Genomic DNA, 14,220 nt, shown 5'->3' on the forward strand with positions numbered 1-14,220 from the left:
TCAAGGACACGCCTTGCGTACAGCCGCCTGCTCAACCAGGTCGACAAATTGCCGGACGTTTTGCTGATGCGCCGCCACCAGTTCGTCGATGCTGGCCCCCGCCGGTGTCTGCAGGCTGCTGCGACAGGTGAGGGGGCGGGCGTCGCTACCCAGGTTGCGCAGGCGCCATTGCGCGTCCATGCGGGCATAGCGTCCGGGGATCGAGTCAAAGCGCTGCACGTCCACCCGCAGCGATGATTTCGGCGCGCCAGGGTTGCTCAGTTGTTCGTCCAGGCTGCTGTGCAGTTCATCTGAAAGGCTGGCGCCCCACCATTCGGTTTCCAGGATCGCCAACCCGCTGTTGCCCTGGCGAATGACCATCTGGGTGCGATCCACCTGGGGCGGGACGCTCACCTGTTCGATCTGGATGTCCACGCCGGCGCGTGACTGGCCTGTCGGCTGAGCCGGACTCAGGGTGTGGTAGTGAATCGGATCGCTGCGACAGGCACCGAGCAGCAGCGCCACGGCAACCAGGGTGAATTTCAGCGTCAGTGGCATGGGACGGGCTCCTGTGATCATTCTTTCACCGGCAATGTGAGGTTCTGTGCCGGTGCGTCCTTGGGACGACCGCGAAGCAGCGATTCGGGATGGCGACTCAGGTAGTCCGACAGTTCGCGCAGCGAGCGCGACATGCGCCCCAGGTCATCCAGGGTCTGGGTCAGTTGTTCGCGTTGCGGTGAATCTTCGGCCAGGGTCGAGTTGGCCGATTGCAGGGTCTTGCTGACGTCCTGCAAGGTGCTTTGCACGCCTGGCAGGGTCTTGCGGTTGAACTGGGCCAGGCCTTTGCGCAGCTCCACCAGGTTGCCATCCAGGTTGCCGGCGATACTCTCCAGCGGCAGTTTGTTGATTCGCTCGACCATCGTCTGCAGTTGTTCCTGCAATTGCTGGAGGCTGCCCGGGAGGGTCGGGATACGCACAGGGCGGGCGCTGGGGTCGAAGGCCACTTTTTCGGCTTTGGGGTAGAAGTCCAGCGAGATGTACAACTGCCCGGTCAGCAAGTTGCCGCTGCGGGCCTGGGCGCGCAGGCCACGATCGACGAAACTGCCCATCAGGCGGGCAGAGGCGGCTTCGTCCTCCGGGTCGTGATTGAGCGTCTTGAGCAGTTTTTCATGGGCCTTGCCCAGGCGCTGAGGGTAGATCACCACGCCGACGTTGACCGGAAAGCTGCGTTGCTTTTCATCGAAGTCGAGGTTGATGGCCACCACCCTGCCGACCTCCACGCCGAGGAACTCTACCGGCGCACCGACGCGCAACCCGCGCAGTGCCTGGTCGAATCGAAGGGCCAGGTATTGGCCCTTGCCATCGGGCGGGGCGAGGGCGCTTTGCTGATCGGCAAACAGTTCGAAGGTCTTGTCTTCGCTGGCGGCGGTGTCGTTGGGGTTGTATTCCGGCGCCCGGAACGCAATGCCGCCCAGCAGCAAGGCCGAGAGCGATTCGGTCTTGACGGCGAAACCGTTGGCACCGACGTTCACGTCCACGCCGCTGACGTTCCAGAACCGAGTGTTTTCGGTGACATACACATCGTTGGGTGCGTTGACGAACACGTCGATGTTGACGCCTTTGCCGTCGGCGTCCAAGGCGTAGGACACCACCTGGCCCACCGGGATCTTGCGCAGGTACACCGGAGAGCCGATGTCCAGCGAGCCGAGGTCCTGGGAGTGCAGGGTGAAGCGCTTGCCCGGTTCGCCGTAGGTGATTGGCGGCGGGGCTTCCAGGCCGGTGAAGGATTTGGCGCGCACTTTCGACTGGCCGGCGTCGGCGCCGATGAAGTCACCGGACAGCAGCGTGTCGATCCCCGAGATCCCGCCGGCCCCGATGCGCGGCCGTACGACCCAGAACACCGAGTCTTCGTGAGTGAAGGTGTCGGCGGTCTTGGCGAGCTTGACCGTGGCGGTGACGTTCTTCTGGTCCTCGCTCAGTTGCACGTCGGTGACTTGGCCGATGACCACGTTGCGGTATTTTCACCTGGGTCTTGTTGGCGGTCAGGCCCTGGCCGGTCTTGAAGGTGATGGTGATGGTCGGACCTTCCTGCAGCCAGTTGTGGACCACCAGGGAAACACCCACCAGCACCGCAATGATCGGCACGATCCACACCAGCGACACCGTCCAGCGGCGGGTGGTGACGTGGGCCTGGCCGGGTACGGGTTGTTGCCCGTCAGTGGCTTGCGACTTCATCCATGACCTCCTCGGATGGTTGGGTGTCCCAGATCAGCCGGGGGTCGAAACTCATGGCCCCGACAGCATGGTGAACAGCACCACGAGGCCGAAGAACAGGATGCCCGGTCGCGGTTCGATATCGCTCAGTGCCTGGAACTTGACCAGGGCGGCCACCAGGGCCACCACCAGCACATCGAGCATCGACCAGTAGCCAATGACTTCCACCAGCCGGTACAGCTTCGCCCGCTGGAGCTGGGCCCAGGTGCTGCGCCGCTGTGCGGTCACCAGCAGCAGGGTCAGCACCACGAACTTGATGCCGGGCACCGCGATGCTGGCGATGAAGATGATCAGGGCGATGTCCCAGGCGCCGCTTTGCCAGAACTCGATGACACCGCTGATGATGGTGCTGTCGGCGCCTTCTCCGAGCATCTGGGTATTCATGACCGGAAGCAGGTTGGCCGGAATGTAGAACACCAGCGCCGCGAGCATGTAGGCCCAGGTGCGGGTGATGGCGTCGGGTTTGCGTCGGTGCAGGGCGGCATCGCAACGCGGGCAGGTTTGGGGTTCGTCGCTCATGTCGCAGGCCAGGCCGCAACTGTGGCACAGGCACAGGTTCAAGTCGCGGGCGTCTGGCGGGGTGTCCAGCGGCTGGCCGTTCATAGGCTGTCCCACAAGTCACGGACATCGCGTCCGGCAATGCGGATCATCAGCAGGCTCAGGGCCGCCAGGGCGAACAGGCCGATGCCCGGAAGTACGTCCAGCAGGCCGGCGAGCTTGATCACCGCCACCAGCGCGCCCAGCAGGCACACTTCCAGCATGCTCCAGGGTCGCAGGGTTTCCAGGCTGCGCATGCACAGGTTGAACCCTGGTGCCCGTCGCTGGAGGTAGGCATGCCCCAGCACCCAAAGCAGCAGCGCCAGTTGGAAGGCCGGTGCAATGATGATCGCCACCGCTGTCACCAGGGCGATGAAGGTGATGGGGCCCTGGCTCAGCGCCACGATGGAGTCCCATAACGTCGCACTGTTGCTCAGGCCCTGGAGGCGGATGCTCATCACCGGGTAGATGTTGGCGAAAGCCCACAGCACCGCGGCGGTCACGCTCAGGGCCAGGCGTTGTTCGATGGTCAGGCCGTTGTAGCGCTGGATAACCGCGTGGCAGCGCACGCACGCGGCTTTCTGGTGCGGGGCGAGCACAACCGGCTCGTACACCGCATCGCAATGTTCACAAATGATCAGTCGGTCGGTGGCGGCCATTGGGATGCTCGCAGGAACAACCCCTTCAATATAGAAGTGTGTTGAGAATGAGCAACCCGCTGGCCGGGATCATTCGCCGCGAATGTATTGCTCCAGTTGTCGGATCAGATCGGCCTGTTCGGCGATCGCTTCCTTGACCAGGTCGCCGATGGACAGCAGTCCGACGAGCTTGCCGTCTTCTACCACCGGCAAATGGCGCAAGTGCTTTTCGGTCATGATGCTCAGGCAGGTCTCGACATTCTGGTGCGGGTCGATGGTGATCACCGGGGATACCATGATGTCGCTCACTTTCGTGCCCACCGACGAGCGACCGTGCAGGACCATTTTGCGGGCGTAGTCGCGCTCGCTGATGATCCCCAGCACTTTGTCGTCTTTCACCACCAGCAAGGCGCCGACGTTCTTCTCGGCCATGCGCATCAGGGCCTGCAATACCATGTCGTCCGGTGAGATGGTGTGCACTTGCTGGTTCTTGTCATCTTTCATCCGGAGCAACTGCGCGACGGTTTTCATGGGGAAGCCTCGGGGTGTTGTTTTTGCTGGTTGTTAAAGCATCGTAGACCCAACGGCGCAGAGCAAGCGGTAAAGCGGCGGCCAATCGTCCAAAAGCGTCATTGCCGGTGAATTCACCACCGAAGTGACGCCATGCACCCCTGTGGCGAGGGGAGTCCCTCTGTGGGAGCAAGGCTTGCCCGCGATGGCGCCGGCGCGGTCTCCCAGAGGAAACGGGGCGCCTGCATCGCGGGCAAGCCTTGCTCCCACAGAAGGATAAATCCCCTCGTCACAGGTAGAATCGCGGCACACGCAAAATTCGAGGTTGCAGCGGTGGATTTACAGCAGGGCTTCGTCCTGACCCGGCATTGGCGCGATACCCCGGCCGGCACCGAAGTCGAGTTCTGGCTGGCGACCGACGCCGGTCCCCGGCGCGTACGCCTGCCGGTGCAGACGTCGGTGGCCTTTGTGCCGCAGGTCCAGCGCGGCCAGCTTGAAGCCTTGCTGCAAGGGGAAAAGGACATAGAGCTGCGCCCCCTGGACCTGCTGGATTTCGAGCATCGCCCGGTGTTGGGCCTGTATTGCCAACAACACGCCCAACTGATGCGCCTGGACGGCACCCTGCGCCGCGCCGGTGTAGAGGTGTTCGAAGCGGACATCCGGCCACCGGAGCGCTACCTGATGGAGCGTTTCATCACCGCCCCGGTGTGGTTCGGCGGTACACCGGCCGCCGATGGCCTGCTGGTCGATGCCCAGATGAAACCAGCGCCCGACTACCGTCCACCGTTGCGCCTGGTGTCCCTGGACATCGAAACCACCGCCCAGGGCGAATTGTATTCCATTGCCCTGGAAGGCTGCGGCGAGCGCCAGGTCTACATGCTCGGGCCGCCTAATGGCGACGATACTGGTGTGGATTTCCAGCTGGAATACTGCGAATCGCGCACGCTGCTGTTGAAGAAACTCAACGACTGGTTCGCCCGTTTCGACCCGGACGCGATCATTGGCTGGAACCTGGTGCAGTTCGACCTGCGGGTGCTGCATGAACACGCCCGGCGCCTGGCCGTGCCGTTGCGCCTGGGGCGCGGCGGCGAAGAAATGCAATGGCGCGAGCACGGCGCGCGCAACAACCACTTTTTCGCCTCGGCGGCCGGTCGGTTGATTATCGATGGCATCGAGTCCCTGCGTTCGGCGACCTGGAGCTTCTCGTCGTTCAGCCTGGAAAATGTCGCCCAGACGCTGCTGGGGGAGGGCAAGTCCATCGACAACCCGTATCAGCGGATGGACGAGATCAATCGCATGTTCGCCGAGGACAAGCCGGCCCTGGCCCGCTACAACCTCAAGGACTGCGAGCTGGTGACTCGGATCTTCGCCAAGACCGAGCTGCTCAAGTTCCTGCTGGAACGGGCCAGCGTCACCGGCCTGCCGGCGGACCGCAGCGGCGGTTCGGTGGCGGCCTTCACGCACCTGTACATGCCGTTGATGCACCGCCAGGGTTTTGTTGCCCCCAATCTCGGCCAGCGTCCGCCCGAGGCCAGCCCGGGTGGGTTTGTCATGGATTCCCAGCCGGGGCTCTACGAGTCGGTGCTGGTGCTGGACTACAAGAGCCTGTATCCGTCGATCATCCGCACCTTCCTGATCGACCCGGTGGGCTTGATCGAGGGGCTGCGTCACCCGGATGACCCTGAATCGGTGCCGGGCTTTCGTGGGGCGCGCTTCTCCCGAAGCCGGCACTGCCTGCCGGCCATCGTCGCGCGGGTCTCCGAAGGCCGGGAGACCGCCAAGCGCGAGCACAATGCACCGCTGTCCCAAGCGTTGAAAATCATCATGAACGCCTTTTATGGCGTGCTCGGCTCCAGTGGTTGCCGCTTCTTCGATCCGCGCCTGGCCTCGTCCATCACCCTGCGCGGCCACCAGATCATGCAGCGCACCCGCCAGTTGATTGAAGCCCAGGGCCATGTGGTGATCTACGGCGATACCGACTCCACCTTCGTCTGGTTGCGTCGTGCCCATGGTCAGGAGGAAGCGGCGAGGATTGGTCGCGAGTTGGTGGCACACGTCAACCAATGGTGGCGTGAGCAGGTGCGTGCCGAGTTCGGATTGGAAAGTGCGTTGGAGCTGCAGTTCGAAACGCATTTCAAGCGCTTTCTGATGCCGACCATCCGGGGGGCCGAGGAGGGCAGCAAGAAACGCTACGCCGGGCTGGTGACCCGCGCCGACGGCAGCGACGAAATCGTCTACAAGGGCCTGGAGACCGTGCGTACCGACTGGTCGCCGCTGGCCCGGCAGTTCCAGCAGGAGTTGTACGGGCGGATCTTCCACCGCAAGCCCTACCAGGATTATGTGCGCGATTATGTGCAACAGACCCTGGCCGGTGCGTTCGATGAGCGGCTGGTCTACCGCAAGCGCCTGCGGCGGCCGCTGGACGACTACGAACGCAACGTCCCACCCCACGTGCGGGCCGCGCGGCTGGCCGATGAGTTCAACCAGCGCCAGGGCCGTCCGCGGCAATACCAGAATGGCGGCTGGATCAGCTACGTCATCACCGTCGCCGGCCCCGAGCCGCTGGAAATTCGCAGTGCGCCAATCGATTACGACCACTACGTGACCAAGCAGCTACAGCCGGTGGCGGACGCGATCCTGCCGTTTGTGGACGATGATTTTTCGACGTTGGTGGGGGGGCAGATGGGGTTGTTCTGAAGTTCCCAGGTATTCAGGCCGAGCTGTGATCAAGGCCTATCCCCTGTGGGAGCAAGGCTTGCCCGCGATGAAGACGACGCGGTGTCCTGGGGGGAACGAGGTGTCCGCTCGCGGGCAAGCCTTGCTCCCACAGAAAAACTCCATCACCACAGGTCGGTGTGAATCCCAGGATTGGATGTCAAACCATCGCCAGCCGCTGCTTGCCCTGGGGCTGGGGAAATATCAGGTCGAGGGCGGCCAGGTCCTGAGGCTCGAGCCGGAAGTTGGCCGCCTCGGCATTCAAACGCACATGCTCGGGTTTCACCGCCTTGGGAATGGCAATCACATTGTCCTGACGCAGCAACCAGGCCAGTGCGATCTGCGCCGGCGTTGCGCGATGGCGTTCGGCGATTTGTCCCAGGGTGTGATCCTTGAGCAGGTGCCCGCCCTGGCCGACCGGGCAGTAAGCCATGATCGGCATGCGCTGTTGCTGGCACCAGGGCAACAGGTCGAATTCGATGCCACGTTCCTGCAAGTTGTACAGCACTTGATTGGTGGCGCAGGCCGGCGAGGCCAGCTCCTCAAGGTCATCGACGTCAAAGTTCGACACACCCCAACGGCCGATCTTGCCTTCTTCGCGCAGGCGCTCAAACGCTTCGACGGTTTCTTCCAAGGGGTACTGCCCGCGCCAGTGCAACAAATAAAGGTCGATGTAATCGGTGTCGAGCCGGCGCAAGCTGCGTTCGCAGGCCAGGGGGATGCCTTTGCGACTGGCGTTGTGGGGGTAGACCTTGCTCACCAGGAAAACCTGGTCGCGCAGGCCAGTGATCGCTTCGCCGACGACGGTCTCGGCGCCGCCTTCGGCATACATCTCCGCCGTGTCGATCAGGGTCATGCCCAGTTCGATCCCCAACCGCAAGGCCGCTACTTCTTTCTTGTGATGGGACGGTTCTTCACCCATGCGCCAGGTGCCCTGGCCAATTACCGGTACGGACACACCCGCCAATTCCAGCGTCCTCATGTCTATCTCCTGTTTTTTGAGCTTTGACGTGTGGCAGCAGGATAGACCAAGTGTTCACGCATTGATCGTTCCCATGCTTTGCGTGGGAATTCAACCGGGAGGCTCTGCATCCTCAAAGCGTAACGCAGAGCGTCACAGAAGGTGTTCCCACGCGCAGCGTGGGAACGATTCGGCGAGGGGGTTATTTGGCGGAGAACTTCAACACCATGGTCTGGGTGTAGGTCTGGCCTGGATCAAGCCGCGTCGAAGGGAAGTTCGGCTGGTTTGGCGAATCGGGGTAGTGCTGGGTTTCCAGGGTGAACGCGCCCCAATGCGGATAGACCTTGCCTTGCTTGCCCTTGACGGTGCCGTCGAGGAAGTTGCTGGTGTAGAACTGCACGCCAGGCTCGGTGGTGTAGAGCTGCAGGCGGCGTCCGGATTCGGTGTCATACACCTCGGCGGCCAGTTTGGTCACGTCGCCCTTGGCGTCCAGCGCCCAGTTGAAATCGAAGCCGCCCTGTTTCGGTTCGGCGAATTTGAGTTGTGGGTGATCAGCTTTGATATGGGTGCCGATGGCGGTGGGCTGGGTGAAATCCATCGGTGTGCCGGCCACGGGGGCCAGTTCGCCGGTGGGAATGAGTTTGCCGGTGACCGGCGTGTAGTGGGCCGCGTTCAGGGTCGCGACCTGCTCGAGTATGTCGCCGTTGCCTGCGCCGGCCAGGTTGAAATAGCTGTGGTTGGTCAGGTTCAGCACCGTGGGCTTGTCGGTGGTGGCCTTGTACTCGATGCGCAACTCGTTCTGTTCGTTGAGGCTGTAGGTGACGTCGGTTTTCAGCGCGCCGGGAAAGCCCATCTCGCCATCGGGTGACAGGTAGGTCAGGGTGACGCCCACCGAGTCCTTGGCATTATGGGGCTGGGCCTTCCAGACACGCTTGTCGAACCCTTGCGGCCCGCCGTGCAAGGAGTTGCCATGGTCGTTCTGCGGCACTTGGTAACGCTTGCCGTCCAGCTCGAAGGCGCCATCGGCCAGGCGATTGCCGAAGCGGCCGATGGTCGCGCCGAAATACACGCTGCCGTTCTTCTGATAGCCCTGCACATCGTCGAAGCCGAGCACGATGTCGGCGGCCTTGCCGTTTTTGTCCGGCACGCTCAATGACTGGAGGATGCCGCCGTAGGTGATGACCGTAGCCTCCATGCCATGGCTGTTGCGCAGTACGAATTTTTCCACCGCTGTGCCGTCGTCGGTCTTGCCGAATGCACCGCGTTCATTGGTCAGGCCGGCAGCCTGGGAAGCCGAGGTGGCGATCATCAGAGACACTCCGAGGGCCGTGAGCAGTTGTCTGGATTCAAGCATGGTATGACCTTCCTTCCTGTTGTTTTGTTGTTGTTTTAACGCGGGTCGAGTCCGTTACTGGTCGGACAGCGATGAAGGCTTTCGTGTCTAGTAGTCTTTCTATTTAAAGGATGAGAAGGGATTTATAGCCAAAAATGAAGATTTATCAATTAAAAAGTAAGACTAATTAGCCAAGAAAGACCTTGCTGAAGGTCGAGGATTTTCTCCGTGCACTGCACTTTTACGACTTTTGCCGCTCTATCCATGGCCTGGAAGCGGTGACCCCCATCGCTTCCCCCTGCCCAGATTGAGACTCGATGGCCGGTGTTTTTTCTTCTGTAACGAGGTTGCGCCGTGCCTGCATGGCAGGGTTGGTCGGTGTGTCGCTGCTGTTTGGCGGCGGCTGCAGCCATCAACAGGGGCAGGACATGGTCACGCAGTTCAGCAATGCCAAGCCCCAGGAGTTCTTGCAGACCAGTGTTGACCGCATGGCTACGTTGGCCATGCACGACAACCTGCAAAGCCTCTACCTGCTGATGAGCAAGCTTTACCTGCGCAACCCCGAGGAACTGCGCAAATCCGGCTTTCTCGACGCCCGCACCGCGGAAAAACAGGTGCGCATGGCCATTGAGCAGCAACAACCCTTGCCGACCTTGGGTGGCAAGAAGGACCTGGCCGCCCTGAGCTATGCCATGAGCCCGGAGTTTCTCGGTGACCGGGTCGGGGCGTTCATCTATGCCATCGGCAGCATGCTGGTCACCGCCCATGGCAATCGCCTCGAGTTCTACATGACCGACACCATCGATCCGCGTTTTGTCAGCAATGCGGCGCGCAACATCGAGAAGGCCACCTGGCTGCTCAGCCAGCGGCAGAATAAGGACGGCACGCCGTTGCTGTTTTCCAATGAGATTTCGGAGGAGGGCAGCAACCTGAGTTTCGCCGTGGAGTTCGGCAAAATCGTCGCCCGATTGGACCTGCTGACCCAGATGCTCGACGAGCGCTACCGGCGTATCGGCTTGAATTATGCCCAGAGCCTGTTATTCCTCAACTTCCTGCCGGTCCAGTGAAAAGAGAGAAAAGGAATAAAGATAGATCACATCGATATAGGGAGTTATAAGAAAAATCGCTATGCTCGCGGCCAGATTTTTCATGCGGTCGTGCTGAGACGGGTTTAATGGATTTCGGTAATGTCGGTTTAGTCGTTGCGGGTCTGGTGGTCGGTTTCATCGTTGGTATGACCGGCGTCGGCGGTGGTTCGCTGATGACCCCGATCCTGTTGTGGTTTGGTATCAACCCGGCGACAGCGGTGGGTACGGATCTGCTGTACGCGGCCATTACCAAGTCTGGCGGTGTACTGGTTCATGCCAAGAACCGCAACATCGACTGGGCCATCACCGGTTGGCTGACGTTGGGCAGCGTGCCGGCGGTCGGCTTGACCCTGTGGTTCCTCAGCAGCCTGCACAGTTCGCCCGACGCCATGAATGCGGTGATCAAGCAAGCCTTGGGCTTTGTGTTGTTCGCCACCGCCCTGGCCATCCTGTTCAAGAAACGCTTGCTGCAATTCGCCCACGACCGTGCCGGCGGTCACTACAACCCCTCCGGTACGCGTCTCAATGTGCTCACGGTCATCACCGGTCTGGTGTTGGGGACGATGGTTGCGTTGACGTCCATCGGCGCCGGCGCCCTGGGCACTGTCGCGTTGTTCATCCTCTACCCGTTCCTGGTCACCAAGCGCCTGGTGGGCACCGAGATCGCCCATGCCGTGCCGCTGACCCTGGTCGCTGGCCTGGGCCATGCGAGCATGGGCAACATGGATTGGCACATCCTGGGTTTCCTGCTGATCGGTTCGTTGCCGGGGATCTACCTGGGCAGTCATTTGTCGGGACGTATCTCCGACGAGCTGCTACGCCCCTGCCTGGCGGTGATGCTGGCGATGATCGGGTTCAAGTTGGCGTTCTGAGTACCCAGTTCGAAAATAAATCTATGGGTTCTCACCGATCCAATGTGGGAGCGAGGTGGCTCGCGATAGCGGTGTGTCAGCCAAATTGATATCGACTTGCAAATCGTCATCGCGAGCAAGCTCGCTCCCACAACAGTCCCTCGCCAAACTCTCGTACCAAAATTGCTTTTCCTTTCCTGTGGTTGCGCAATGATCCCCCTGGCCTAAGCTTCAAGGCAGGCAGGCGCAGTATCGAGCGACTCTCGCGGAACAATCGCCGCCCTGTGCAATCAGTACAGCGTAAATATCAAAAGGAGAGGCGCATGCTCATTCGGTCGTTGACCTTCGCTACCTTGCTGGCCATCGCCGGCCCCCTGTTCGCTGCCGATGGCGACTCACCCTTGGTGGCGGATGCAGGCAGGGCACGTCCCCTGATCGTCATTGCGCCCAGCACAGTCGACCCGGCCTGGGTCAGCCTGAAAAAAGCCTTGGATGAACCGGCGGGCAAGCAGGGTTTTTCCGAGCGCAACATGGTGCTCTACACCGTGCTCAATACCATTGGGCAGCGCGATGGCAAGGATCTGGACCCGCAAAGCACCATGGCGCTGATCCGCTCCCTCAAGCTGGGCGCCGGTGCCCAGACCAAGATCATCCTGGTGGGCAAGGACGGGGAAAAGAAGCTTGAACATTCCGGGGCGATCGAATTGAAAGACCTCTTCGACACCGTCGATAAGCTCCCCACAGCGGAAAAAGAAGCGACGCCCCCGGCGCCACCTCCCGCGCCGGAGCCTGCACCGGCCAAGGATGCGAAAGGCACCAAGCCTGGCAAGGCAGTCAAACCGACGGAACCGCCGAAACCGTTGGATGATTGATTTCCGATAGCACCGAGGCCGCTTTTGTGGCGAGGGGATTCATCCCCGCTGGGGCGCGAAGCGGCCCCCTCGAACCGGTGTGTCAGGCAGATTGGGGGGCGCTTAGGAGGGCTGCTGCGCAGCCCAGCGGGGATAAATCCCCTCGCCACAGGGGGACTCGTCGTCCTTTATTGAGCGTCCAACGCCATCAGGATCCGATGCGCCGCCTTCACCCGTTCCTCGATCGGGTAGTTCTTGTTGGCAAGCATCACGATTCCCATGTCCTTTCCAGGCACGAATGCCGCATATGCGCCGAAACCGTTGGTGGATCCTGTCTTGTTGATCCAGGCGCCGTCCGGTGCCGGGCGAGGCGGGTCGAGCGGTTCGACTTTTTGCGGAGTCAGGGCCATCTGCGGTGTGTTGCCCGCGAGCAGGTCGTCCAAGGTGAATGGGGGCGGGGTAGAACTCCCAGCCCAGCCCTTGATTCATCCCGCCAACCTTGTAGAAACCCGTATGCGTCGTGGCGATGGCTTGCTTCAGTTCCGCGTCCAGTTTTTCTGGTCGCAGGTTGGCCTCGACGAAGCGAATCAGGTCCGTTGAGCTGGTCTTGACCCCGTAGGCTTCGGAATCCAATGCGCCGCTGCCGACTCGCACGGGCTTGCCGTCCTTTGCATAACCTTGGGCGTATCGGCCCATCTGATCCTGCGGCACCCGCACATAGCTGTGCTTGAGGCCCAACCCTGGCATCAGCGTGCGCTCCATCACCGCGTCAAAGGGCTGCCCCAGGCTGCGGGCCGCCAGATAGCCGAACAGGCCGATGCTCGGGTTTGAATAAAGCCGCTGGGTGCTGGCCGGGTAGAGCGGCTTCCAGGTCTTGTAGTAATTGAACATCCGGTCTGGGTGATCCGCCTCCTCGGGAAACTGCAGCGGCAGGCCGCCAGCGGTGTAGGTGGCGAGATCGAGCAGGCGGGTGCCCTCCAAGGCGCTGCCGCGCAGCTCGGGTGCAAAGCGACTGGCCGGATCCGCCAGGGACAGTTTGCCCTGGGCCTGGGCATAGGCGCCGAGGGTGGCGGTGAAGGTCTTGCTGACCGAGCCGATTTCGAACAGGGTCTGGTCGGTGACCGGTTTTTTCGTGTCCTTGGCGGCGACGCCATAATTAAAGAACTGGCGTTGGCCGTTGTGCGTGATCGCGACCGCCATGCCCGCGATGTCCTGTTGTTTCATCAAGGGCTGGATGACGGCATTGACCGTGTCTTCAATGCGCTCCTGGGCAAAGCCCACGGGCGTCCCGCAGACCAGGAAAAAAGTCCCGGCGAGTATCGATCTGGCAATTTGCATAGTGCAGCGCTCTCGTTGGCCTTCCTTGAGGGGGTGGTCAATCTAGGGCGTTTTTGGCTGCCCGGCAATCCGAGGCTATCGGCCGAGACGTGTTTCTGAGTCGTCTGATAGCGGCGCGAGAACCTTCCTACAAAACGGCCCGGTTATCCGAGGCGCTCAGACCTCAAGCCAAACCACACAAAGCGGCGGCTGCCGGGTAAACTTGCGCTCTTTCTAAAGGAGTTCCCATGAGTTACTACCAGCCCGGCATTCTCGCCACCCCTGTTCCGCCTCAGGCCCGTCATTTGTTTTTTGCCTTGGAATCGGTCGAGGCACTGCCGGCTGCGCTAGACAAACTCCTGTTGCTGCTCGATGGCCGGGCCGTGGTCGGCTTTGGCGAGTCGCTGATCCAGGCGCTGGGCGCCCAGGTCGATGGCCTGCGGGCTTTTCCTGCGTTGGCTGGCGTAGGCGTGGACAACCCCTCGACCCAACACGCCCTGTGGTGCTGGTTGCACGGTGAAGACCGCGGCGAGTTGATGCACCGTAGCCGCGCCATCGAAGCCGCATTGGCCCCGGCGCTGCGCCTGGTGCAGATGAACGAAACCTTCCGCCACATGACCGGCCACGACCTGACCGGCTATGAAGATGGCACCGAAAATCCGCACGATGAAGCGGCCATCGCCGCCGCCCTGACCCAGGGCGCCGCCGGGGTACGCGGTGGCAGTTTCGCCGCGATCCAGCAATGGCAGCACGATCTGGACGGTTTCGCGGCGATGCAGCCCCATGAGCGCGACAACATCATGGGCCGGCGCCTGAGCGACAACGAAGAAATCGACGACGCGCCGGAGTCGGCCCACGTCAAGCGCACCGCCCAGGAAAGTTTCGCTCCGGAAGCGTTCGTGGTGCGTCGTTCCATGCCTTGGATCGAGGGCGACCGTGCAGGGCTGATGTTCCTGGCATTCGGTTTTTCCCTCGACGCCTTCGAGGCCCAATTGCGGCGCATGAGTGGCCTGGAGGACGGCATCACCGACGGTCTGTATCGCATGAGCCGACCGATCACCGGCGGTTATTACTGGTGCCCGCCGTTGTTGGACGGACGCCTGGATCTGCGTGCCCTGGCCCGGTAAGCGCAGCGGTTTGTGCAAAGCGTGACGTGAACGCTATTC

10 protein-coding genes and 3 pseudogenes are annotated in these 14,220 nt (G+C 61.7%); 5 read left to right on the plus strand and 8 right to left on the minus strand.

Translation table 11 applies throughout. From position 1 onward, the window contains the following. The 5 genes and pseudogenes from PSH84_RS14955 to PSH84_RS14975 form a co-directional block, all read right to left on the minus strand. Window positions 1-537 (minus strand): PqiC family protein, encoded by a 537-nt coding sequence (locus tag PSH84_RS14955; RefSeq protein ID WP_122568094.1) that lies wholly within the window; start codon window positions 535-537, stop codon window positions 1-3. A 17-nt stretch (window positions 538-554) separates the two neighbouring features. Beyond that, a pseudogene (locus tag PSH84_RS14960) lies at window positions 555-2,214 on the minus strand (PqiB family protein). After that, window positions 2,195-2,841 (minus strand): annotated as a pseudogene (locus tag PSH84_RS14965) (paraquat-inducible protein A). Before PSH84_RS14965 ends, PSH84_RS14960 begins: the two co-directional pseudogenes overlap by 20 nt. Window positions 2,842-2,852: 11 nt before the next feature. After that, the gene (locus PSH84_RS14970; RefSeq protein WP_305481305.1) at window positions 2,853-3,449 is read right to left on the minus strand and encodes a paraquat-inducible protein A; all 597 of its coding nucleotides are present in this window, start codon (window positions 3,447-3,449) and stop codon (window positions 2,853-2,855) included. 69 nt (window positions 3,450-3,518) lie between these two features. Beyond that, entirely contained in the window at window positions 3,519-3,959 is a 441-nt protein-coding gene (locus PSH84_RS14975; protein ID WP_122568098.1) for a CBS domain-containing protein, read from the minus strand. A 312-nt stretch (window positions 3,960-4,271) separates the two neighbouring features. On the opposite strand from PSH84_RS14975, the gene PSH84_RS14980 reads away from it, so the two are divergent. Next, on the plus strand, window positions 4,272-6,635 hold the full coding sequence (locus PSH84_RS14980) for a DNA polymerase II (RefSeq protein WP_122568099.1): 2,364 nt from the start codon (window positions 4,272-4,274) through the stop codon (window positions 6,633-6,635). 178 nt (window positions 6,636-6,813) lie between these two features. Here the strand turns inward: PSH84_RS14980 and PSH84_RS14985 are convergent, their stop codons facing one another. Both PSH84_RS14985 and PSH84_RS14990 read right to left on the minus strand, forming a co-directional pair. Continuing rightward, complete coding sequence (locus PSH84_RS14985; RefSeq protein ID WP_122568100.1) at window positions 6,814-7,635, minus strand: aldo/keto reductase; 822 nt, start codon at window positions 7,633-7,635, stop codon at window positions 6,814-6,816. A gap of 181 nt (window positions 7,636-7,816) precedes the next feature. Beyond that, the gene (locus PSH84_RS14990; protein WP_122568102.1) at window positions 7,817-8,968 is read right to left on the minus strand and encodes an aldose epimerase family protein; all 1,152 of its coding nucleotides are present in this window, start codon (window positions 8,966-8,968) and stop codon (window positions 7,817-7,819) included. A 341-nt stretch (window positions 8,969-9,309) separates the two neighbouring features. Between PSH84_RS14990 and PSH84_RS14995 the strand changes: the two genes are divergently transcribed. The 3 genes from PSH84_RS14995 to PSH84_RS15005 all read left to right on the plus strand — a co-directional run bounded on the left by PSH84_RS14995 (window position 9,310) and on the right by PSH84_RS15005 (window position 11,758). Beyond that, window positions 9,310-10,014: a hypothetical protein gene (locus tag PSH84_RS14995; protein WP_240998508.1), complete on the plus strand. Its 705-nt coding sequence runs from the start codon at window positions 9,310-9,312 to the stop codon at window positions 10,012-10,014. Window positions 10,015-10,121: 107 nt separating this feature from the next. Continuing rightward, complete coding sequence (locus PSH84_RS15000; protein ID WP_122568104.1) at window positions 10,122-10,907, plus strand: sulfite exporter TauE/SafE family protein; 786 nt, start codon at window positions 10,122-10,124, stop codon at window positions 10,905-10,907. A gap of 302 nt (window positions 10,908-11,209) precedes the next feature. Then, a complete protein-coding gene (locus PSH84_RS15005; RefSeq protein ID WP_122568105.1) occupies window positions 11,210-11,758 on the plus strand; it encodes a DUF4174 domain-containing protein in 549 nt (182 codons plus the stop codon). A gap of 167 nt (window positions 11,759-11,925) precedes the next feature. Here the strand turns inward: PSH84_RS15005 and ampC are convergent. After that, window positions 11,926-13,075, minus strand: a pseudogene (gene ampC, locus PSH84_RS15010) (class C beta-lactamase). A gap of 227 nt (window positions 13,076-13,302) precedes the next feature. Here ampC and PSH84_RS15015 point away from each other — a divergent pair. Next, window positions 13,303-14,181, plus strand: coding sequence for a Dyp-type peroxidase (locus PSH84_RS15015; RefSeq protein WP_305481306.1), 879 nt, complete (start codon window positions 13,303-13,305; stop codon window positions 14,179-14,181). Window positions 14,182-14,220 lie beyond the last annotated feature (39 nt).

This window comes from Pseudomonas beijingensis (assembly GCF_030687295.1).
Taxonomy (GTDB): Bacteria; Pseudomonadota; Gammaproteobacteria; order Pseudomonadales; family Pseudomonadaceae; genus Aquipseudomonas; species Aquipseudomonas beijingensis.